The sequence below is a fragment of the Mesorhizobium sp. M0904 genome (assembly GCF_040319475.1).
Taxonomy (GTDB): Bacteria; Pseudomonadota; Alphaproteobacteria; order Rhizobiales; family Rhizobiaceae; genus Mesorhizobium.
This window is the reverse complement of the sequence record NZ_JAMYOC010000004.1, coordinates 253,571-274,675: the sequence shown is the minus strand read 5'-3', so window position 1 is coordinate 274,675 and position 21,105 is coordinate 253,571. Positions and strand designations below refer to the sequence as shown.

The 21,105-nt window shown below is 64.6% G+C and carries 18 protein-coding genes; 10 read left to right on the top strand and 8 right to left on the bottom strand.

Annotation, left to right across the window (positions count from 1 at the left end; translation table 11 throughout):
- Positions 1–126 precede the first annotated feature (126 nt).
- The gene (locus NKH80_RS06935; protein WP_023717932.1) at positions 127–342 is read right to left on the bottom strand and encodes a DUF6356 family protein; all 216 of its coding nucleotides are present in this window, start codon (positions 340–342) and stop codon (positions 127–129) included.
- A 115-nt stretch (positions 343–457) separates the two neighbouring features.
- Between NKH80_RS06935 and NKH80_RS06930 the strand changes: the two genes are divergently transcribed.
- The 3 genes from NKH80_RS06930 (at position 458) to NKH80_RS06920 (ending at position 2,154) form a co-directional block, all read left to right on the top strand.
- Complete coding sequence (locus tag NKH80_RS06930; protein ID WP_254816142.1) at positions 458–928, top strand: Lrp/AsnC family transcriptional regulator; 471 nt, start codon at positions 458–460, stop codon at positions 926–928.
- 84 nt (positions 929–1,012) lie between these two features.
- On the top strand, positions 1,013–1,498 hold the full coding sequence (dut, locus tag NKH80_RS06925; RefSeq protein ID WP_254816143.1) for a dUTP diphosphatase: 486 nt from the start codon (positions 1,013–1,015) through the stop codon (positions 1,496–1,498).
- Positions 1,498–2,154 carry an HAD family hydrolase gene (locus tag NKH80_RS06920; RefSeq protein WP_352990404.1) on the top strand — a complete coding sequence of 219 codons (657 nt, stop codon included), beginning with the start codon at positions 1,498–1,500 and terminating at the stop codon, positions 2,152–2,154. The genes dut and NKH80_RS06920 overlap by 1 nt, the downstream gene beginning before the upstream one ends.
- A 33-nt stretch (positions 2,155–2,187) precedes the next feature.
- Here the strand turns inward: NKH80_RS06920 and NKH80_RS06915 are convergent, their stop codons facing one another.
- On the bottom strand, positions 2,188–2,772 hold the full coding sequence (locus NKH80_RS06915) for a TetR/AcrR family transcriptional regulator (protein WP_352738676.1): 585 nt from the start codon (positions 2,770–2,772) through the stop codon (positions 2,188–2,190).
- 81 nt (positions 2,773–2,853) lie between these two features.
- Between NKH80_RS06915 and NKH80_RS06910 the strand changes: the two genes are divergently transcribed.
- From NKH80_RS06910 to NKH80_RS06895, 4 genes are all read left to right on the top strand, one after another.
- A complete protein-coding gene (locus NKH80_RS06910; protein ID WP_352990401.1) occupies positions 2,854–3,264 on the top strand; it encodes an SRPBCC family protein in 411 nt (136 codons plus the stop codon).
- Positions 3,265–3,339: 75 nt separating this feature from the next.
- Complete coding sequence (locus tag NKH80_RS06905; protein WP_352738678.1) at positions 3,340–4,197, top strand: hypothetical protein; 858 nt, start codon at positions 3,340–3,342, stop codon at positions 4,195–4,197.
- Positions 4,198–4,274: 77 nt separating this feature from the next.
- A complete protein-coding gene (locus NKH80_RS06900; RefSeq protein ID WP_352506934.1) occupies positions 4,275–5,078 on the top strand; it encodes an isocitrate lyase/PEP mutase family protein in 804 nt (267 codons plus the stop codon).
- Between the two features lie 14 nt (positions 5,079–5,092).
- Positions 5,093–6,091, top strand: a complete 999-nt coding sequence (locus tag NKH80_RS06895) for a proline racemase family protein (RefSeq protein WP_352990399.1) — start codon at positions 5,093–5,095, stop codon at positions 6,089–6,091.
- On the opposite strand, the gene NKH80_RS06890 is transcribed toward NKH80_RS06895, so the two are convergent.
- Complete coding sequence (locus tag NKH80_RS06890; RefSeq protein WP_352738681.1) at positions 6,088–6,783, bottom strand: sulfate transporter family protein; 696 nt, start codon at positions 6,781–6,783, stop codon at positions 6,088–6,090. The two genes, NKH80_RS06895 and NKH80_RS06890, sit on opposite strands and share 4 nt — an antisense overlap.
- 83 nt (positions 6,784–6,866) lie before the next feature.
- Positions 6,867–7,757: a DMT family transporter gene (locus NKH80_RS06885; RefSeq protein ID WP_502899816.1), complete on the bottom strand. Its 891-nt coding sequence runs from the start codon at positions 7,755–7,757 to the stop codon at positions 6,867–6,869.
- A 208-nt stretch (positions 7,758–7,965) separates the two neighbouring features.
- On the opposite strand from NKH80_RS06885, the gene NKH80_RS06880 reads away from it, so the two are divergent.
- Positions 7,966–8,958, top strand: coding sequence for an adenosine kinase (locus NKH80_RS06880; protein WP_352644526.1), 993 nt, complete (start codon positions 7,966–7,968; stop codon positions 8,956–8,958).
- 14 nt (positions 8,959–8,972) lie between these two features.
- Here NKH80_RS06880 and NKH80_RS06875 read toward each other — a convergent pair whose 3' ends face one another.
- Complete coding sequence (locus tag NKH80_RS06875) at positions 8,973–11,252, bottom strand: NADP-dependent malic enzyme (protein WP_352476062.1); 2,280 nt, start codon at positions 11,250–11,252, stop codon at positions 8,973–8,975.
- A gap of 202 nt (positions 11,253–11,454) precedes the next feature.
- Between NKH80_RS06875 and mutS the strand changes: the two genes are divergently transcribed.
- Positions 11,455–14,103, top strand: coding sequence for a DNA mismatch repair protein MutS (gene mutS / locus NKH80_RS06870; RefSeq protein WP_352990458.1), 2,649 nt, complete (start codon positions 11,455–11,457; stop codon positions 14,101–14,103).
- Positions 14,104–14,189: 86 nt separating this feature from the next.
- On the opposite strand, the gene NKH80_RS06865 is transcribed toward mutS, so the two are convergent.
- The 3 genes from NKH80_RS06865 to NKH80_RS06855 form a co-directional block, all read right to left on the bottom strand.
- Positions 14,190–15,035, bottom strand: a complete 846-nt coding sequence (locus NKH80_RS06865; RefSeq protein WP_352990395.1) for an aldo/keto reductase — start codon at positions 15,033–15,035, stop codon at positions 14,190–14,192.
- 109 nt (positions 15,036–15,144) lie between these two features.
- The gene (copM, locus tag NKH80_RS06860) at positions 15,145–15,531 is read right to left on the bottom strand and encodes a CopM family metallochaperone (RefSeq protein ID WP_352455040.1); all 387 of its coding nucleotides are present in this window, start codon (positions 15,529–15,531) and stop codon (positions 15,145–15,147) included.
- Between the two features lie 42 nt (positions 15,532–15,573).
- A complete protein-coding gene (locus tag NKH80_RS06855; protein WP_352506928.1) occupies positions 15,574–18,078 on the bottom strand; it encodes a heavy metal translocating P-type ATPase in 2,505 nt (834 codons plus the stop codon).
- Between the two features lie 228 nt (positions 18,079–18,306).
- Here NKH80_RS06855 and NKH80_RS06850 point away from each other — a divergent pair, with 228 nt between their 5' ends.
- A complete protein-coding gene (locus NKH80_RS06850; RefSeq protein ID WP_352506927.1) occupies positions 18,307–21,105 on the top strand; it encodes a [protein-PII] uridylyltransferase in 2,799 nt (932 codons plus the stop codon).

The following is a 21,105-nucleotide window of genomic DNA, read 5'->3' as shown; positions in this document are numbered from 1 at the left end:
GGATTGCGGCGCGGCTTCAAGCCTGGCTCGGCATTTTGACGACGGCGGCGCTTGATCGGATTGCGCTGCCGGGATTTGTTGAGGGGGCGCTGTACCGCGGCCTCCCGCGATCGGCACCTCTACGGCTTACCGTCCCCTGTTATGCGTCCGTTCGTAGAGCTCACGGATGATGCCGCTTGCCGTGGTCTCGAACAGAAACGGCAAGAAAGCATGAATGAGCGCGGCAAAGGCCGCCATGAACAATCGCGACGAGAACCATGCGGCGAAAGCCATATGGCCGAAATAGCTCTCGCCGACCGCGGCCGGGTGAGAGGTGAAAAGTCTTGCGAGCCGTGCTGTCATGTCGATCCCTCCTGCCGGCATGAAGAGCCAGCGATGAATATCCTGCCACGGCTATCAGGGTCATCGGTCTCAAATTGTCCTTGTCTAAAGCCAAATTTTGGGACAAACATCCCGCATGATGGCGGAAATCGACGAAATAGACCGGAGATTGCTGGCCGAGCTGCAACGCGACGGCACGCTGTCCGTCGACCAGCTCTCGGCAAGAATATCGCTGTCGCGCAATGCCTGCTGGCGCCGGGTCAAGCGGCTGGAGGAAGACGGCGTCATTACCGGTCGGGTGGCACTGGTCGACGCCGACAAGCTCGGACTCGGCCTTTCGGTGTTCATCCTGATCCGCACCTCGAACCACGATCCCGACTGGCTGCAAAGATTCCGGGCGGCGGTGACCGGCTTTGCCGAGATCACCGGCGCCTACCGCATGTCCGGCGATCTCGACTATGTGCTGCGCGCCCGCGTCGCCGATGTGAAGGCCTATGACCGGCTCTACCAGCGGCTGATCGCCAAGGTGGCGCTGTCGGACGTTTCGGCCTCCTTCGTCATGGAGGAGATCAAGGAGACCACGGTCGTTCCGATGGAACTGCGCTGAGGCGGAACTGCGCTGAAAGAAAGCCGTTGATAGCATTGCCGCCGAGTTGACTGAACCGGCGTTCGCGACGATAGGATCAGCCTTATGCGCGCAGCACCTTATCCTACCTCCGTCATCGGTCCGGCTGTCGGTTTCGTCAGGCTGCCGCATGGCGAGGGCTTGCCGCTTCCCGCCTATGAGAGCTCGGGCGCTGCCGGCATGGACCTGCGCGCCGCCGTCCCCGACGACAGGCCGCTTTTGATCCTGCCGGGAAAGCGCGCGCTGGTGCCGACCGGGCTGGTCCTGGAAATTCCGGAGGGCGTCGAAGGCCAGGTCCGGCCGCGTTCGGGCCTCGCTTTCAAGCACGGGCTCACCTGCCTCAACACGCCGGGCACCATCGACAGCGACTATCGCGGCGAGGTCAAGGTGCTGCTGATCAATCTCGGCGACGAAGATTTCGCGGTGACGCGCGGCATGCGGATCGCCCAGATCGTCTTCGCCCCGGTAACGCAGGCGACCGTCGAGGAGCGCACATTGGCCGGCGGCACGGCGCGCGGCTCGGGCGGCTTCGGATCGACCGGCACCGCTTGATGAAAATACCCAAACTCGTCATCTTCGATTGCGACGGGGTTCTGGTCGATACCGAGAACCTGGCCAATCGGCGCCTCGCCGAATGGTTGACTGCGGCAGGCTTTCCGGCCAGCTTCGAATATTGCCGCAAGAATTTCTCCGGCCGCAGCATGGTTTCGGTGCAGAAGGAAGTCGAGGCGACCGGCGTCAGCCTTGGCGCCGATTTTGTCGAGCGCTGGAACGCCGGCCTGCCGGACCTGTTCGCACATGGCGTCGAGGCCATCCCCTACGTTCGCGAGTTCATCGAAACCGTGCACGCCGCCGGCATCGCCACCTGCGTCGCCTCGTCGGCACGGGTACCGAAAATGCACATCACACTCGGCCAGACCGGGCTGCTGCCGCTGTTCGAGCATGCGCTGTTCAGCTCGACCATGGTCTCGCGCGGCAAGCCGTTCCCCGACCTCTTCCTGCATGCGGCAGCGACGATGGGCTTCGCGCCCGGCGACTGCATCGTCATTGAGGACAGCGTCGCCGGGACGACAGCCGGCATCGCCGCCGGCATGCGCGTCTATTCCTACCACGGCGACCCGCTTTCCGACCGCAATGGACTGATCGAAGCTGGCGGCATCCTGTTCGACGACATGCGTGAACTGGCCGGGCTGGTGCCGATCCACTGATCGCCTTTGCGCAAGCTGCATGCGCATCCGGTCTCAGACCGGGCGTGGGGCTCCAAGTACTCGGTCGACCGTGTCGCGTATGAGGCTGCGCAGATTGGCCGGCCTGTCGAGATGACTGACGACAAGGAGGCCGTCGGCCGCCACCGTTAGCGCGTCCGCTGTGCGGTCCGGATCGGGATTTGCGTCCGCGATCAGCAGATCCCTGAGGATACCCCACTTCCAGTGACGATGCTTATCGATCGCCTGGCGAACCGGGCTGCTGGGGTCGGGATATTCAGCAGCGGCGTTCTGAAACGGGCAGCCGCGGTAGCCCGGCTGATCTGCCGCATCAGCGATGAGATCGAATATCGCAAGGATCATCGGGCGAGGTGGCCGCCGGCCAAGGCGCGCGATTGCCGCCCGTCCTCCCTTGCTGAGCTCCTCGATGTAGGCGCGGACGAGATCGTCCTTGGCTGCGAAATGATGATAGAACGTCGCCTTGGCAACGCCGGCCTCGGCGATGATGCGGTCGATGCCGACTGCGCGCACCCCCTCCAGAGAAAACAGCGCGGTCGCCGTATCGAGGATGCGACGGCGCGCAAGACTTTCGGGACGATCGTTGATTCGGGCTGCGGACATCCCTTGACTATATAGCAGACAGGTCTGTATACATCCACATGTAGACAGACAGGTCTACCTACTAATGAAGGAAAGGCGAACATGGCTTCGATAGTCAGGGAATTCATCGTAGATGCTTCACCGGAAAGCGTATGGGCGACGGTCGGCGACTTCGCCGGCGGCGCCCAACGGATAGCCCCAGGCGTTTTCGTCGACTGCAGGGTGGATGAGGACGACGTACGGGCCCTTACTTTCGCCGACGGCAAGATTGTGCGAGAGCGGCTCATCGCCCGCGACGAGCAGAGCCGGCGCATCGTGTGGGGATGGCTCGGCGATGAGGTCACCCACGATAACACCTCCATGCAGGTCTTTGCCGAGGGCGAGGGCCGGAGCCGCCTGGTCTGGATCCATGACACTCTGCCAGACGAACTCGGCGCGTGGCTCGCAGCCGCCATGGATCAGCTGGTGCCTGTTTTCCAGCAGACCTTGGCGACCGAAGCCAAACCAACATAGCGGGGTAACGCCAGGTGTTTCCTCTTGGCCGCAAAATGCTCTAGCTTGCGCGCGCCCGACATAACGAGCGCGCGCATGGCCTTCTCGCTGGTTCGTTTCATCCTTGCCTGCCTGCTGCTGCCTTGTCTTTGGACGACGGCCAGCGCCGAGGCCGTCAGTTTCCCGGAGCTCGGCAGCGCTGTCCCCGGCCACGGCGATGTCACCTATCTCGACCTCGCCAGGATGGTCATTCCCGATCTGGCCGCGGACAAGGACGGCTTTTTCCGGGGTTCGACGCCGATCGAGATGCGCCACATCGCTGGTCCGGACTACGGCGGCTCCCCGCCGGCGACGTCGGGTCTTTCCAACGCCGGCGTGCTCGGCATCAAGGCCGGCGGCAAGGAGCGGCTGACCATGCTGTTCGACCTCGGCGACTCGCCTGACAGCGCCGAGGGCTATGCCGTGCTGGCACTCTACGACATCACCGGCAAGCCGGCGCTGCTCGACGCGGTCAATGTCGCCGTCGACCGCATCACCTATCTTCGCGATCCGGGCAAGCTGCCGATCGGGCCTGGTGACGACGCTATCATCAGCATGAGCATGCATTTCAATTCGAGCCAGGGCTATGGGATCACGCCGCTGATCATGGTCCGCAACGACAGGTTCGAGCTGATCGACATGATCTACACGTTCGACGAAAACCTCTGCACTCATAGGAGGACACAGACTGCGGCGTTCCAGGTGATCGCCGACGGCCAGCCTTATGCAGCCATCAAGGTCACAGTGACCGACGCGACGCTACCGGGAGAAGAAAGCTGCGACGGCCAGCAGCCGCCAAAGGCGTCTTCGCGCGACATTTCCGTCACCTATCATTGGGACAAAAATGCTTCGCGCTACGTCAAGGATTCCGATGCGCTGGACCGATTGGCAGATGACAACGCCAAACGCTTCTGAGCCAACCGCATTTGTTTGCCCGGCGCCTTCCGCCGGGCTAGAATTTGCCTCACATTCTGTACTGGAGGGGAGCATCCATGGACAAGGGTAAGATTTTTCGCGACCTGCATGCCTCGATCTTCGTCATGGCCAATTCCTGGGACGTCGGGACGACCAAGCTCTTGGCCTCGTTCGGCTTCAAGGCGCTGGCCACGACCAGCGCCGGCTTTGCCTTTTCGCGGGGCCTGCCCGATGGTGCGGTGACGTTCGAGGCGATGATCCATCATTGCCGTGAAGTGTCGGCGGCGACCGGGCTGCCGGTTTCGGCCGATCTCGAAAAGGGCAAGGGCGACAGCGCAACAAGTGCTGGCGAGACCATCTTCGCCGCCGAGGCGGCTGGCCTCGCCGGCTGCTCGATCGAGGACCATACTGGCGAGCCCGACAAGCCGATCTATGATTTTGCGCATGCCGTCGAGCGCGTCGCGGCGGCGGCAGAAGCGGCACGGGCACTGAAACGCGATTTCGTCTTCACCGCGCGGGCCGAGAATTTCCTGTGGGGCAAGCCCGATCTTGACGATACGATCAAGCGGCTGCAGGCCTTCGAGAAGGCCGGCGCCGACGTGCTCTATGCACCGGGGCTGGGCGACATCGAGATGGTTCGAACCGTCTGCTCGGCGCTGACCAAGCCGGTCAACGTCATGGCCAGGCCCGGCTTCACCATCGCCGACCTGGCCACGGCGGGGGTAAAGCGGGTCTCGCTCGGTCCATGGCTCACCAATTTCGCCTTCGGCATGCTGGAGACCGCGGCGCGCGAGATCCAGCAGGATGGCACCTTCGGCTTCACCCGCGCCGCCATGCCGTTCGGCAAGCTGCAGGCGCTGTTTGCCAAATCTTCAGCCTAGGTCGGGCCCGGCGAATGACCCTCACCGTCGTCGACATGCACACCGGCGGCGAGCCGCTGCGGATCGTCAGCGGCGGCTACCCCGACATTCCCAAGGGCACGATCCTCGAAAAGCGTGCCTATGTGCGCGACCATCTCGATCATCTCAGAAAGATCCTGATGTTCGAGCCGCGCGGCCATTATGACATGTATGGCGCGCTGCTGGTGGAGCCCGACCTGCCGGGCGCCGACCTCGCGGTGCTGTTTATGCACAATGAGGGCTATTCGACGATGTGCGGCCACGCCATCGTCGCGCTCGGCCGCTACGCCGTCGACGAGCGGCTGGTGGCGCCACGCGAGCCGTTGACGACCGTAAACATAGAGGCGCCGTGCGGGCTGATCTCGGCTGCGGTCGAGGTGAGAGATGGCAAGGCCGGTGCGGTGTCCTTCGAAAGCGTGCCGGCGTTTCTGTTCGCCCGCGACCGGCGGATTGAGCTGCCGGGCTATGGTCCGGTCGGCTTTGACATCGCCTATGGCGGCGCCTTCTATGCGCTCGCCGACTGCCGCCAGTTCGGGCTGGAATTCGGCAGGAACCGGGTGCGCGATTTCGTCGATGCAGCGACCGCGCTGACCAATAAGCTCAAGGCCGAATTGCGGCTGTCGCATCCCGACCATGCCGATCTCGCCTTTCTCTACGGCACCATCCTGACCGACGGACAGGATGCGTTCTCCGATACGCCGACCAAAAACATCTGCGTTTTCGCCGAAGCCGAGGTCGACCGTTCGCCGACCGGCTCGGGCGTCACCGCGCGGCTGGCGGCCATGCACGCCAAGGGGCAAATCGAGATTGGCCGGGCGCGGCTGTTCGAGAGCATCGCCGGCTCGCGCTTTTCCGGCGCCGTCGCACGCACGGCCACAGCCGGGCCGCATGATGCCATCATCGCCCGCGTCGGCGGCCGCGCCTATTACTCAGGACGGGCCGAATTCATCGTCGAGGACGATGATGAACTGGGCAGTGGTTTCCTGCTGCGCTAGCTCGCTTCTCGCGCCGAGATCGCCTTGTGCAGATGCACCATCATGGCGGCGGCGAACAGCGGTGTCAAAAGATTGAGCAGCGGCACGGCCAGGAAAGCGGCGACGACCAGCCCGGCCAGGAATACGGTGACTGCGTGCTTTCTGCGCAGCGCCCTGGCCTCGGCCTCCGGGCGAAAGCGCATGGTGGCGAACTCGAAGAACTCGCGCCCGAGCAGATAACCGTTAACGATGAAAAAGGCGGCGATGTTGATGCCCGGCACCAGCAGAAGCAGCAGAGCGATGATGTTGCCGAGGATGACGACGCCGAAGAACCTGATCGCCAGCACCAGCGAGCGCAGCGCCGGCACGGCGCGGCCGGGCGGATCGTTGGGATAGTCGGTGCGCTCGACCACTTCGGCGACGTCGTCAAGGAACAGGCCGGCGATGATCGCCGTCACCGGCGCGATAAAAAGCGCCAGCCCCAGCGCAAGGCCGACGCCGGCGACGAAGGCGCCCAGCCATCCGGCCCAGGAGGGAAGGGCGGGCAGCCATGCATCGATCCACGGCCAGGCCAGCCATTCGAACAGGCTCTTTATCCCGAACCACAGCGCCGCCAGCGCCAGCAAGGTCAGCCCCAGCGTCTTCACGAACACGGAACGGAATTCGGGCGAGAACAGCCGGCTCAAGGCGGCGCGGGCGGCGTCGAGGATCACGGCGTTTCCAATTCCATGTCAAACATGCCCGTGGCTGATATCTCCGAATAGGCGGAGACCGCCCGAGTCGCAAGCGTGGCTTCCTAGCGCGCGACCTTCGCCTGGGGAATGGTCATCGCCGCCACGCCGACGACGACCAGGGCCATTCCCCACCACGCGCTCGGACCAAGGCTTTCGCCAAGGAACACGGCTCCGATAGCAACGCCGATCGGCACCCGCAGATAGGCTTGCGAGGTGGTGCCGACGGAGCCCAGCGTATGGAGGAGGCGGAAATAGATCGAGAAGGCCAGCGCGGTCGAAAACACCGAAAGCCCGAGCAGCGCAAGGACCGAAGTTGTCGATGGCGCCAGGGTCCATGGCCGGTCGAACGCAAGGCTCAACGGGATCAGCATCGCGGCGCCGCAGAGCATGGAACCGGCGGCCGGCACCATCGGGTCGAGCCCCCTGAAGCCGCGGCCGAAAACGGCGGCGCCGGCGTAGCAGATCGTCGCTGCGACCACGGCAAGTTGCGGCAATAATTGCTGTCCGAGGCCGCCTAGCGCCGGGGCGCCGACAACGAGGCATATTCCGGCGATTCCCGCCGCGACACCGAACAGCTTGCGCATGGTCGCCGGTTCATGGCGGGTGATGAGGGCGGTCAGCAAGAAGGTGAAGATCGGCGAGGTCGCATTCAGGATCGTGGCCAGCCCGGCATCCAGCGAGCGCTCGGCCCAAGCGATCAGCGTGAACGGCACGACGCTGTTCAGGCATGCCTGGAATGCAAACCGGCGCCAGCTTGCGGCATCACCCGGCAAGGCCAGCCCGCGCCAGCGGATCAGGGCGAACAGGATGCCACCCGCGACCAGGGTTCGCGCGGCGATCAGCGTTACCGGCGGGATCGTCGCGACGCCGATCTTGATGAAGCTGTAGGATGCGCCCCACAGCAGCGCCAATACGACGAGCAGCAGCAGTTCGATCCTCGTGTCGGTTTTCATGGACATGGCCGGCTGGAACCTCTGGGCATCGCTCATCTCAGCGATGCTTGTAAGCCAGGCACGCGGGAAATGCTTCGGCCGCCATCCAACGATGGTCGCTATGCTGACATTCGTCGGATCGCCGCTAGGCAAAGCCGCATCAAACCGCTAGACCCGCCCGCGCCCGGCGTGGCAGAAAGCCGGTGGCTTTTGTCGGAGACATGAATTGATGCCGGACTATGACGTGCTTTGTATCGGAAATGCCATCGTCGACATCATCGCCCAGTGCGACGAGGCGTTCCTGGAGACCAACGGCATCATCAAGGGCGCGATGAATTTGATCGACACAAGGCGCGCCGAACTGCTCTACAGCCGCATGGGCCCGGCCATCGAAGCCTCGGGCGGCAGCGCCGGCAACACGGCGGCGGGCATTGCCTCCTTCGGCGGCCGCGCCGCCTTCTTCGGCAAGGTCTCCAACGACGCGCTCGGCGAAATCTACGCGCATGACATCCATGCCCAGGGCGTCGCCTTCGACACAAAGCCGCTCAACGGCGAACCGCCGACGGCGCGCTCGATGATCTTCGTCACGCCGGACGGCGAGCGCTCGATGAACACCTATCTCGGCGCTTGCGTCGAGCTCGGCCCGGAGGACGTCGAGGCCGACAAGGCGTCGGGCGCCGCCGTCACCTATTTCGAGGGCTATCTGTGGGACCCGCCGCGCGCCAAGGAAGCGATCCGGCAGACGGCGAAACTCGCCCACGCCGCCGGGCGCGAAGTGTCGATGACCCTGTCGGACTCGTTCTGCGTCGACCGCTACCGCGACGAGTTCCTCGATCTGATGCGCTCCGGCACCGTCGACATCGTCTTTGCCAACAGCCACGAGATCAAGTCGCTCTACCAGACATCGTCCTTCGACGAGGCGCTGGCGCAGATCCGCAAGGACTGCAAGATCGCCGCCGTCACCCGCTCGGAAAAGGGCTCGGTGATCGTGCGCGGCGACGAGACCGTCACCATCGAGGCGACCAGGATCCGCGAGCTGGTCGACACCACCGGCGCCGGCGACCTCTACGCCGCCGGCTTCCTCTACGGCTATACGCAAGGCCGCAGCCTCAAGGATTGCGGCGATCTCGGCTCGCTGGCCGCCGGACTGGTCATCCAGCAGATCGGCCCAAGGCCAAGGCAGAATTTGCGCCGAGAGGCCGAGCAGGCGGGGTTGTTGTAGCCGCTACGCGCTCCTCAAGCTCCCGCGCTATACGCCGCGATCGCCGCCATATTGACGATGTCTGAGTCCTTGGCATTGAGCGAGACGATCTGAACCGGCTTGTTCAGGCCGACCAGCAGCGGGCCGATGACGGTCGAGCCGCCGAGCTCCTGCAGCATCTTGGTCGAGATCGAGGCCGAGTGGAAAGCCGGCATGATCAGCACATTGGCCGGACCGGTGAGGCGGATGAACGGATATTGCGCCATGGCGCGGGCGTTGAGCGCCACGTCGGCGGCCATTTCGCCGTCATACTCGAAATCGACGCGGCGCTTGTCGAGGATGCGCACCGCTTCCTGGACGCGCTCGGAGCGCTCGCCCTGCGGATGGCCGAAGGTCGAATAAGCGAGCATGGCGAGCCTCGGCTCGTAGCCCATGCGGCGGGCAAAGCCGGCGGCCTCCTCGGCGATGTCGGCGATCTGTTCAGCATTCGGCATGTCGTGCACGGCGGTGTCGGCAACGAGGACGGTGCGGCCCCGCGCCAGCACGATCGACACGCCGATAACGCAGTGCCCGGGCCTTGCGTCGATGACGCGGCGGATGTCATCGAGGGCCGTCGAATAGTTGCGGGTGACGCCGGTGACGATGCCGTCGGCATCGCCCAGCGCCACCATGCAGGCGGCGAAATGGTTGCGGTCGTTGTTGATCAGCCGCTGGCAGTCGCGGAACAGGAAGCCTTTGCGCTGCATGCGCTCGTAGAGATAGTCGGCGTAGACCGAGTTGCGCCGCGACAGCCGCGCATTGATGATCTCGATGCCTTGCTTGCCGAGGTCGATGCCGGCGTTGCGCGCGTTTTCCTTGATGATGTCGTCGCGGCCGAGCAGGATGGCGGTGCCGAGCCGCTGGTTCACATAGGAGACGGCGGCGCGCATCACCTGCTCCTCCTCGCCCTCGGCAAAGACGATGCGCTTGGGCTGGCGGCGCACCCGGTCGTAGATGCGCTGCAGCGTCGATGCGATCGGGTCGCGGCGGGCGGAAAGCTCCTGCGCGTAGCGGTCCAGATCGAGGATCGGCTTGCGGGCGACGCCGGAGTCCATCGCCGCCTTGGCGACCGCGATCGGGATCGCCGAGATCAGGCGCGGATCGAACGGCACCGGGATGATGTAGTTTGGACCAAATTTCGGCCGCATGCCCTGATAGGCGGCGGCGACGTCGTCGGGCACGTCCTGGCGCGCCAGTTCGGCGAGCGCTTTGGCCGCGGCGATCTTCATGTCGTCGTTGATGGTGGTTGCCCGCACATCGAGCGCGCCGCGGAAGATGTAGGGGAAGCCAAGCACGTTGTTGACCTGGTTGGGATAGTCGGACCGCCCCGTCGCCATGATGGCGTCGGTGCGGATCTCGGCGACCTCCTCCGGCGTGATCTCGGGGTCGGGATTGGCCATGGCGAAGATGATCGGGTTCTTGGCCATCGACTGCACCATCCTGGTGGTCAGCGTGCCCTTGGCCGAGAGGCCGAGGAACACGTCGGCGCCGTCCAGCGCTTCGGCCAGCGAGCGCGCACCGGTTTTCACGGCGTGCGCCGATTTCCACTGGTTCATGCCTTCGGTGCGACCCTGGAAGACCACGCCCTTGGTGTCGCATAGGATGATATTTTCTGGCGCAAAGCCCATCGCCTTCATCAGTTCGATGCAGGCGATGCCGGCAGCGCCGGCGCCGTTGCAGACCATTTTCGTGGTCTTCATGTCGCGGCCGGTGATTTCCAGCGCATTGATCAGGCCGGCGGCCGAAATGATGGCGGTGCCGTGCTGGTCGTCATGGAAGACCGGTATGTCCATCAGCTCGCGCAGCCGCTGCTCGATGATGAAACACTCCGGCGCTTTGATGTCCTCGAGGTTGATGCCGCCGAAGGAGGGGCCGAGAAAACGCACGCAGTTGATGAATTCGTCGGCATCCTCGGTGTCGACCTCGAGATCGATGGAATCGACGTCGGCGAAGCGCTTGAACAGCACCGCCTTGCCTTCCATCACTGGCTTCGAAGCAAGCGCGCCGAGATTGCCGAGGCCAAGGATGGCGGTACCGTTGGAGATGACGGCGACCATGTTGCCGCGAACCGTATAGTCGAAGGCGCGGCTCGGATCCTCGGCGATGGCGAGAACCGGCACGGCAACGCCCGGCGAATAGGCGAGGCTGAGATCGCGCTGCGTCGCCATCGGTTTTGTTGCGACGATCTCCAGCTTGCCCGGACGTCCCATGGCATGGAATTCCAATGCCTCCTGGGCGCTGACGGAGGGCCCGTTGCTTTCGGATTTCTTGGCCATAATGCTTTCGGTTCCTCGCCCGTACGGCACCGCTTGAGATGGGTGCGCATGCTTTCTTTTGTGGAAGGTTCGGGATTAAGGCTACACTTCGCCGCTGTAAACCGCCAAGCATGGCCTGGAAAATTTTGGAAGCAGCTTCTTGAACGACGAGACGCCCATTCGAAGCGACAATGCCACGCCGGCCTTCGCGCCGGCGACGCCGATGATGGAGCAGTATATCGAGATCAAGGCGGCGAACCCGGATTCGCTGCTGTTCTACCGCATGGGCGATTTCTACGAGCTGTTCTTCGACGACGCCGAGAAAGCAAGCCGGGCGCTCGGCATCGTGCTGACCAAGCGCGGCAAGCACCAGGGGCTCGACATCCCGATGTGCGGCGTGCCGGTGCATGCCGCCGACGATTATCTGCAGAAGCTGATCGGCCAGGGGTTCCGCGTCGCCGTCTGCGAGCAGATCGAGGATCCGGCGGAGGCCAGGAAGCGCGGCGGCAAATCGGTGGTGCGCCGCGACGTGGTGCGGCTGGTAACGCCCGGCACCATCACCGAAGACAAATTGCTGGCGCCGTCGGAATCGAGTTTTCTGATGGCGCTGGGACGGGTCAAGGGCGGGGCCGAGCATTCCTTTGCCTTGGCCTGGATCGAGATCTCGACCGGTGTCTTCCGCGTCGCCGAGACCACCGCCGACCGGGTGCTCGCCGATGTCTTCCGCGTCGACCCGCGCGAGCTGATCGTCGCCGAGCCGGTGTTTTACGACCCGGAGCTGAAACCGGTCTTCGACGTGCTCGGCCGTGTCGCCAGCCCGCAGCCGCCGTCGTTGTTCGATTCGGCTTCGGCCGCCGGCCGCATCGCCCGCTTCTTCGAGGTGGCGACCCCTGACAGTTTCGGCTCGTTTTCGCGCGCCGAGCTGTCGGCGATCTCAGGCGTCATCGCCTATGTCGAAAAGACGCAGAAAGCCGAGCGGCCGCCGCTGTCGCGGCCGGAGCGCGAGGAGCAGGGCTCGACGCTGTTCATCGACCCGGCGACGCGCGCCAACCTGGAACTGCTGCGCACGCTGTCCGGCAGCCGCGACGGATCGCTGTTCAAGGCGATCGACCGCACGGTGACCGGCGGCGGGGCAAGGCTGCTCGCCGACCGGCTGATGGCGCCGCTGACCGATCCGGCGGCAATCGCTGCAAGGCTGGACTCGGTGTCGTTCTTCCGCTCCGAGACGCGCCTTTGCCAGGCGGTGCGGGCAAGCCTGAAAAGCGTTGGCGACATGCCGCGCGCGCTGTCCAGGCTGGCGCTCAACCGCGGCGGCCCGCGCGACCTCGGCGCGCTGCGCGCCGGTTTCGAAGCGGCCGGCGCCATCGCCGAACTGTTCGGCCAAATCGCCTTGCCGGGCGAACTGGCCGCGGCATTGGGAGCTATTAAGGCGCTGCCCAATGAACTGGCGGCGCATCTGGCGCAGGCGCTGAGCGACGAGCTGCCGTTGCTCAAGCGCGACGGCGGCTTCGTCCGCGGCGGCTACCACGCCGAACTCGACGAGATGCGGGCGTTGCGCGACGAGTCGCGGAAAGTGATCGCCGGGCTGGAGCGCTCGCTGATCGACGAGACCGGCATCCGCTCGCTGAAGATCAGGCACAACAATGTGCTGGGCTATTATATCGAAGTCACCGCCAATCATCATGCGCTGATGACCGGCAGCGACGGCGCCAGGGCGCGCTTCATCCATCGCCAGACCATGGCCAACGCCATGCGCTTCACCACCACCGAACTCGCCGAGCTGGAAACCAAGATCGCCAATGCGGCCGACCGGGCGCTGGCGATCGAGCTTGCCGCTTTCGAGGCGCTGACGGCGCAAGTGGTCGGCCACGCCGACAGGATCCGTGCCGGCGCCGAAGCGCTCGCCGTGCTCGACGTTTCGGCCGCACTTGCCTTGCTTTCCGAGAGCGAGGCCTGGTGCCGGCCGTTGGTCGATGCGAGCCTTGCCTTCGAGATTTCGGGCGGACGCCACCCGGTGGTCGAACAGGCGCTGCGGCGTTCCGGCGAAGGCACGTTCGTCGCCAATGATTGCGATCTGTCGCCGCAAGGCGATGCCAAGACCGGCGCGATCTGGCTGCTGACCGGCCCCAATATGGGCGGCAAGTCGACCTTCCTCAGGCAAAACGCGCTGATCGCCATCCTTGCCCAGACCGGTTCCTTCGTGCCCGCGGCATCAGCCCATATCGGCGTCGTCGATCGGTTGTTTTCGCGGGTCGGCGCCTCCGATGACCTGGCGCGCGGCCGCTCGACTTTCATGGTCGAGATGGTCGAGACGGCGGCGATCCTCAACCAGGCAGGCGAGCGCGCACTGGTCATCCTCGACGAGATCGGCCGCGGCACCGCCACTTTCGACGGCCTGTCGATTGCCTGGGCGGCGGTCGAATATCTGCACGAGAAGAACCGCTGCCGGGCGATCTTCGCCACGCATTTCCACGAAATGACGGCGCTGGCCGGGAAACTTACACGGCTCCACAACGTCACCATGCGGGTCAAGGAATGGGAAGGCGACGTGGTCTTCCTGCACGAGGTCGGCAAGGGTGCGGCCGACCGTTCCTACGGCGTCCAGGTGGCGCGGCTGGCCGGCCTGCCGGAAGCCGTCGTCGGCCGGGCCAAGGAAGTGCTGCACCAGCTCGAAGCGGGCGAGGTCTCGGGCAAGGCCAACCGTCTGGTCGACGACCTGCCGCTGTTTTCTGTGGCGGCGCAGCGGGAAGCGTCGAAGCCGGCGAAGAGTGATGGGCTGGGTTTGGCGCTAGCGGAGATCAATCCCGACGAGATGACGCCAAGGGAGGCGCTGGAGGCGCTGTACAGATTGAAGGGGATGCTGGCGAAGTAGGGCTTCTGCAATCGGAGCGGCGTCGCCGAAACCGCAATCTCCCGCACGAGGGACCCACGGGGGGGGGGAGATTGGCAGCTTCACCCTCAAATCATCGCCAAGCCCGACTTCCGCCTCGGCGGTGGGAAGGTGCGGTCAATTTCGGCGAAATCTTCGCTTGTGAGCTCGATGTCCAATGCCGCGACATTCTGCCGGATATGCTCCGCGCGGCTAGCTTTGGGAATCGCGATCACGCCCTCCTGCGCCATCACCCATGCAAGTGCGATCTGCGCCGGCGTCGCACCGTGGCGGGCGGCGATGGCATCTAACCTGGCGTTGCGCGCCAATATCCCCTGATCGACCGGCGAATAGGCCATCAGCGGCATACCGCGTTGCCGGCTCCACGGGGCGAGGTCGAACTCGACGCCGCGCTGCGACAGATTGTAGAGCACCTGGTTGGTCTGGACATTGCCGCCGGCCGGCAACCGAACCAGCTCTTCCATCTCATCGGTATCGAAATTGCTGACGCCCCAATGGCGGATCTTGCCGGCCGCCTTCAACGCTTCGAACGCCTCTACCGTCTCCATCAAAGGAACGCTGCCCGGCCAATGCAAGAGATAGAGATCGATGCGGTCGGTGGCGAGATGCCTCAGGCTGTTCTCGCAGGCCCGTTTCACGCCGGCGCGCGAGGCATTGGACGGCAGCACTTTGGAGACCAGGAAAACCTCGTCGCGGTGCCCGGCGATGGCCTCGGCCACCACCTGCTCGGCACCGCCGCTGGCATACATTTCGGCGGTGTCGATCAGCGTCATGCCGAGATCCAGCCCTAGCTTCAGGGCATTGGCCTCGTCGGCGCGGCGGCGGCCGTCCTCGCCCATCTTCCAGGTGCCCTGGCCGAGCACCGGCACGGCTTCGCCGCAGGGCAGGGTGGTCGTTCTTATCGTCGATGCCATGGCATGCTCCAGTCCGAGGCCCGGATAGCACCATAGCCGCCAAGGGAAATCCAGGTGAAGCAGAAATCCAGGTGAAGCCTCTCGCCAGGATTCCCCGACAGCGTGACGCCTACTTCACCGGATGGGCGGCGAGCCAGTCTTGCATCTGCTTGATCTCGGCTTGCTGCGCGGCGATCACTGCTTCCGCCAGCTTGCGGATTTCCGGATCCTTGCCATTGGCGAGCTCGATCTTGGCCATATCGATGGCCGCCTGGTGATGCGGGATCATGCCGCGGGCGAAATCGACATCGGCATTGCCGGAATATTCGATTGCCATCATGTCGGTATGCATCTTGTCCATCGCCGCCTTGTAGCCCTCGGTCGAGGGGCTCTGCGCGCCCATTGCGCCCATGTCGTGCTTCATCTCCTCGGCTTGTGCCGGAACGCTTTCGAGGAAAACAGCAAGCAGCATTCCCGCCGCCATCATCAGCAGCACGATCTTCTTGGCCAAGGTCATTCATCGTCTCCTTTTTGAACAGGGTCTATCTGGAAGTTTTACTCAGAGTTTCAACGTCCTGAGCCGCAATGCGTTGGCGATGACCGAAACCGAAGACAGGCTCATCGCCGCCGCCGCGAGCATCGGCGACAACAGCGTGCCGGTGAGCGGATAGAGCACGCCGGCAGCGACCGGCACGCCAAGCACATTGTAGAGGAAAGCGAAAAACAGGTTCTGGCGGATGTTGCGGATCGTCGCGCGGGCCAGCGTCCTGGCCCTGACGATGCCGTTGAGATCGCCCTTGACCAGCGTTATTCCCGCGCTTTCGACCGCAACATCGGCGCCTGTGCCCATCGCGATGCCGACATCGGCGGCGGCAAGTGCGGGCGCATCGTTGACGCCATCGCCGGCCATGGCGACGCCCGCACCGCCGGCACGCAATTCCTCGACCAGCGCGTTCTTCTGTTCGGGCAAAAGCCCGGCACGCACCGCGTCGATGCCGAGCTTGGCGGCGATGGCCTTGGCGGTGCGCTCATTGTCGCCGGTCGCCATGACGATCTTCAGCCCGCTGTCATGCAGCGCCTTGATCGCCTCGGCGGTCGTCGCCTTGATCGGATCGGCGACGGCAACGAGGCCGGCGAGCTTGCCTGCGACAGCGACGAACATCGCGGTCTTGCCATCGGCCTGCAGCGCCTCGGCACTGGCCAGGACCGATGCCGTGTCGATGCCGAGATCGGCCATCATCGCGGCGTTGCCGAGCGCCACCTTCTGTCCCGAGACCGTGCCCGAAACGCCCTTGCCGGTGACGGCCTCGAAGCCGCTCGCGTCGGGGACCTTCACGTAGCGTTCGTGGGCGCCGTCGACGATAGCCTCGGCCAGCGGATGCTCCGAGCCTTTTTCCAGCCCGGCGGCGAGCGCCAGCAGATCGTCTTGTGCCATGCCTTCGACGGCGACGACGTCGGTCAGTCGCGGCCGGCCTTCCGTCAGCGTTCCCGTCTTGTCGACGATCAGCGTGTCGACCGAGGCAAAACGTTCGAGCGCCGCCGCTTCCTTGATCAGCACGCCGGCATGCGCGCCGCGCCCGGTGGCGGTCATGATCGACATTGGTGTCGCGAGGCCCAGTGCGCACGGACAGGCAATGATCAGCACCGAGACCGCCGCGACGACGGCAAAGACCAGGCTGGGTTGCGGTCCGATGACCGCCCAGGCGACGAACGCAATGATCGCGACCAGAACGACAGCCGGGACGAAGTAGAACGACACGCGGTCGGCCAGCCCCTGGATCGGTGCGCGTGAACGCTGCGCCTTGGCGACCAGCTCGACGATGCGTGCCAGCGTCGTCTCGGCGCCGATCTTTTCGGCGCGCATGACCAGGGAGCCGTTCTTGTTGAGCGTGCCGCCGGTGAGGTTGTCGCCTTCGGTCTTTTCGACCGGCAGCGGCTCGCCCGTGATCATCGATTCGTCGATGGAGGAGCGTCCTTCGAGCACAATGCCGTCGACCGGCACGGCATCGCCGGGGCGGATGCGCAAGCGGTCGCCGGCCTTGATCGTATCGAGCGGCACGTCGTTTTCGGAACCGTCCGCGCCGATCAGCCGCGCCGTCTTCGGCGCCAGGTCGAGCAGCGCACGGATCGCCGACCCGGTTTTCTCGCGGGCACGCAATTCCAGCACCTGGCCGAGGAATACCAGCGCGACGATCACCGCCGCCGCCTCGAAATAGACCGGCACGGTGCCGTCATGGCCGCGGAACTGGTGCGGAAAGAGGCCCGGAAACAGGGTGGCGACGACGCTGTAGAGATAGGCGGCACCGACGCCGAGCGAAATCAGCGTCCACATATTGGGGCTGCGGTTCAGGATCGAATCCCAGCCGCGGTGGAAGAACGGGAATGCCGCCCACAGCACCACGGGACTGGCCAGCGCCAGTTCCAGCCCGACCTTCGCACCGTCGTCGATGAAAGCCTGGAACGTCAGGCCGAGCATCGGTGCCATGGCGATGACCAGCAACGGCACGGACAGCACTGCGCTCACCCAGAAACGCCTGGTGAAGTCGACCAGTTCGGGGTTCGGTCCCTCGTCGCCGGTAGGCACCCCCATCGGCTCTAGCGCCATGCCGCAGATCGGGCAGGAGCCGGGCTTGTCGCGGATGATTTCCGGGTGCATCGGGCAGGTGTATTGCGTACCTTTCGGCATCGCCTGCGGCGCCGGCCTGTCGCCGAGATACTTTGCCGGCTCGGCCTCGAATTTCGCCTGGCAAGCGGCGGAGCAGAAATAGAAACCCTGGCCCGCGTGCCGCAAAAAGTGCCTGGCCGTGGCGCGGTCGACGCTCATGCCGCAGACGGGATCGTTGGCCGTCAGGTATTTTTCCGGCTCGGCGATGAATTTCGAGCGGCAGCTTTCGCTGCAGAAATGATAGCGATGGCCGCCATGCTCGGCGGTCGGCTTGCCGGCAGCCGGATCGAGGGTCATGCCGCAGACCGGATCGCGGGCGACGGCGTCCGCAGCAGAGGTGGCGCCTTTTGCCGAGCAACAGCTGCCATGGGCGTGATGATGGTGGTCGGAATGCGTCATGCCGAAAGCCCCTGTATTTCGATGTTGCGGCGGAGGTAGTGCTTCCAGTAACTGGAAGGTCAAGGGCCGATTTTCGATTTTTCGCGGCCAATCCCAAGCCGAACCGGCTGCGGGCACGAGACGATCGTCCTGTTCCACCCCTGCGGAGAACGCGTCCGTCAGCCCCATACCCAGCGCCGCGAAAACGCGCTATAGACGCCGCCGAAACGGCGAGGCCGAACGGCATCCATGGCAAGAATATCACTGAAGCTCGAGGAATTGGTCGACGGCGAGGCCTTGCGTCGCGAGATGACCGAAGTGACCGCGGCCACGGCAGGCGACGGTTCGGGCAAGGCCGCGCGCAGCGGTGTTCTCAAGCTCCTCAAAAGCCGGCTCGCCGACGGCCGCACGGTCGCCGAACGCATGCTGATGGACGACGGCAGCGGCACCGCCTGCGCCGCCCGGCTGTCGCATCTGATGGACGAGATCATCCGCGCGCTCTACGATTTCGCCGCCACCCACGTCTATCGCGTGAAAAACCCGTCATCCGCCGAGCGCATGGCGGTCGTCGCCGTCGGCGGCTACGGCCGCGGCACGCTGGCGCCGGGCTCCGACATCGATCTCCTGTTCCTGCTGCCCTACAAGCAGACGCCGTGGGGCGAGCAGATTGTCGAATACATGCTCTACATGCTGTGGGATCTGGGGCTGAAGGTCGGCCACGCCACGCGCAACATCGACGAATGCCTCAGACTGTCGCGCACCGACGTCACCATCCGCACCTCGATCCTGGAAGCGCGTTTCCTATGGGGCGAGCAAAAACTCTATGACGAGCTTTTGCAGCGCTTCGACCACGAAGTGGTGCGCACTACCGGGCCCGAATATGTTCAGGCCAAGCTCGCCGAACGCGACGAGCGCCACGCCAAGGCCGGCGAGAGCCGCTATCTGGTCGAACCCAACGTCAAGGACGGCAAGGGCGGCCTGCGCGACCTGCAGACGCTGTTCTGGATCGGCAAATATTTCTACCGGGTGCGCACCGGCGAGGAACTGGTCGAAAAGGGTGTCTTCACCGACGCCGAATACAGGGAATTCCAGAAGGCCGAGGACTTCCTGTGGGCGGTGCGCTGCCACATGCATTTCCTCACCGGCAAGGCCGAGGAGCGGCTGCATTTCGACATCCAGCGCGACATTGCCGAGCGGCTCGGCTACACCACCCATCCCGGCCTGTCGGCGGTCGAGCGCTTCATGAAGCACTACTTCCTCGTCGCCAAGGACGTCGGTGACCTGACCCGCATTTTCTGCGCCGCGCTCGAGGAGGAGCAGGCCAAGCATGTGCCGGGCTTCAACCGCATTTTCCTCACCTTCTCGCGGCGCAAACGCAAGCTCGCCGGCACGGCCGACTTCATCGTCGACAACCACCGCATCAACATTGCCGACGACGAGGTGTTCGAGCGCGATCCGGTCAACCTGCTCAGGCTGTTCTGGTTTGCCGACAGGCACGGCCTGGAATTCCACCCCGATGCGCTGAAGCTTCTCACCCGTTCGCTCGGCCTCGTCGGCAAGGCGCTCAGGCGCGACGAGGAGGCCAACCGGCTGTTCCTCGACATCTTGACCTCGGACCGCAACGCCGAGCTCAACTTGCGGCGCATGAACGAGGCCGGACTGCTTGCCAAGCTAATCCCGGACTTCGGCAAGATCGTCGCCATGATGCAATTCTCGATGTACCACCACTACACGGTGGACGAGCATTTGATCCGCTGCATCGGCGTGCTGGCCGAGATCGAACGCGGCGACGGCGAAAAGATCCATCCGCTCTCCCACTCGCTGATGCCGGGGCTGAAGAAGAGCCGCGAGGCGCTCTATGTCGCAGTGCTGCTGCACGACATCGCCAAAGGCAGGCCGGAGGACCATTCGCAAGCCGGCGCCAGGATCGCCCGGCGCATCTGCCCGCATATGGGGCTCTCGCCGGCCGACACCGAAACGGTTGCCTGGCTGGTCGAGAACCACCTCGTCATGTCGATGACGGCGCAGACCCGCGATCTCAACGACCGCAAGACGATCGAGGACTTTGCCGCCATAGTGCAGTCGGTCGAACGGCTGAAGATGCTTTTAGTGCTTACCGTCTGCGATATCCGTGGCGTCGGGCCTGGTGTCTGGAATGGCTGGAAGGGCCAGTTGCTGCGCACGCTCTACTACGAGACCGAGCTTTTGTTGACCGGCGGGTTTTCGGAGGTGTCGCGCGCCAAACGGACGGCGGCGGCGCGCGAACAACTGGCCGAGGCGCTTGCCGACTGGCCGGAAAAGGCCCGCAAGCGTTATGTCGGCCAGCACTACGAGAACTATCTGCTGGCGGTCGATCTTCCCGACCAGCTCCGCCATGCCGAATTCATCCGCGAAGCCGACCATGCCGGCAAGAAGCTCGCCACCATGGTGAAAACCCACCAGTTCGAGGCGGTGACCGAGATCACCGTGCTGGCGCAGGACCATCCGCGCCTGCTCTCGGTGATTGCCGGCGCCTGTGCCGCGGCCGGCGGCAACATCGTCGACGCGCAGATCTTCACCACCTCGGATGGCCGCGCGCTCGACACCATCCTGATCTCGAGGGAGTTCGACCGCGACGAGGACGAGCGCCGCCGCGCCGAGCGCGTCGGCCGGCTGATCGAGGACGTGCTGTCGGGCAAGAGCTGGCTGCCTGAAATGATCGAGAAGCGCACCAAGCCGCGGCGCGGCGCCAAGGTTTTCCGCATCCCGCCACGCGCCGAGATCCGCAACACGCTGTCGAACCGGTTCTCGGTGATCGAGGTCGAGGGGCTGGATAGGCCGGGCCTTCTGTCGGAGATCACCGGCATGTTGTCGGACCTGTCGCTCGACATCGCCTCGGCCCACATCACCACCTTCGGCGAAAAGGTCATCGACACGTTCTACGTCACCGATCTCACCGGCCAGAAGATCGACAGCCCGTCGCGTACGGCGACCATCCGCAACAGGCTGATCGCGGTGCTCGAGGGCACGGCGTCCGAGCGCGGCAAGACCAAAACGGCCGCCGAGTGA

Bases quoted from the DNA above. Each gene is read 5' to 3' on its own strand.
- NKH80_RS06935 (WP_023717932.1), bottom strand. From the start codon at position 342: ATGACAGCACGGCTCGCAAGACTTTTCACCTCTCACCCGGCCGCGGTC.
- NKH80_RS06930 (WP_254816142.1), top strand. From the start codon at position 458: ATGATGGCGGAAATCGACGAAATAGACCGGAGATTGCTGGCCGAGCTG.
- dut (WP_254816143.1), top strand. From the start codon at position 1,013: ATGCGCGCAGCACCTTATCCTACCTCCGTCATCGGTCCGGCTGTCGGT.
- NKH80_RS06920 (WP_352990404.1), top strand. From the start codon at position 1,498: ATGAAAATACCCAAACTCGTCATCTTCGATTGCGACGGGGTTCTGGTC.
- NKH80_RS06915 (WP_352738676.1), bottom strand. From the start codon at position 2,772: ATGTCCGCAGCCCGAATCAACGATCGTCCCGAAAGTCTTGCGCGCCGT.
- NKH80_RS06910 (WP_352990401.1), top strand. From the start codon at position 2,854: ATGGCTTCGATAGTCAGGGAATTCATCGTAGATGCTTCACCGGAAAGC.
- NKH80_RS06905 (WP_352738678.1), top strand. From the start codon at position 3,340: ATGGCCTTCTCGCTGGTTCGTTTCATCCTTGCCTGCCTGCTGCTGCCT.
- NKH80_RS06900 (WP_352506934.1), top strand. From the start codon at position 4,275: ATGGACAAGGGTAAGATTTTTCGCGACCTGCATGCCTCGATCTTCGTC.
- NKH80_RS06895 (WP_352990399.1), top strand. From the start codon at position 5,093: ATGACCCTCACCGTCGTCGACATGCACACCGGCGGCGAGCCGCTGCGG.
- NKH80_RS06885 (WP_502899816.1), bottom strand. From the start codon at position 7,757: ATGAAAACCGACACGAGGATCGAACTGCTGCTGCTCGTCGTATTGGCG.
- NKH80_RS06880 (WP_352644526.1), top strand. From the start codon at position 7,966: ATGCCGGACTATGACGTGCTTTGTATCGGAAATGCCATCGTCGACATC.
- NKH80_RS06875 (WP_352476062.1), bottom strand. From the start codon at position 11,252: ATGGCCAAGAAATCCGAAAGCAACGGGCCCTCCGTCAGCGCCCAGGAG.
- mutS (WP_352990458.1), top strand. From the start codon at position 11,455: ATGATGGAGCAGTATATCGAGATCAAGGCGGCGAACCCGGATTCGCTG.
- NKH80_RS06865 (WP_352990395.1), bottom strand. From the start codon at position 15,035: ATGGCATCGACGATAAGAACGACCACCCTGCCCTGCGGCGAAGCCGTG.
- copM (WP_352455040.1), bottom strand. From the start codon at position 15,531: ATGACCTTGGCCAAGAAGATCGTGCTGCTGATGATGGCGGCGGGAATG.
- NKH80_RS06855 (WP_352506928.1), bottom strand. From the start codon at position 18,078: ATGACGCATTCCGACCACCATCATCACGCCCATGGCAGCTGTTGCTCG.
- NKH80_RS06850 (WP_352506927.1), top strand. From the start codon at position 18,307: ATGGCAAGAATATCACTGAAGCTCGAGGAATTGGTCGACGGCGAGGCC.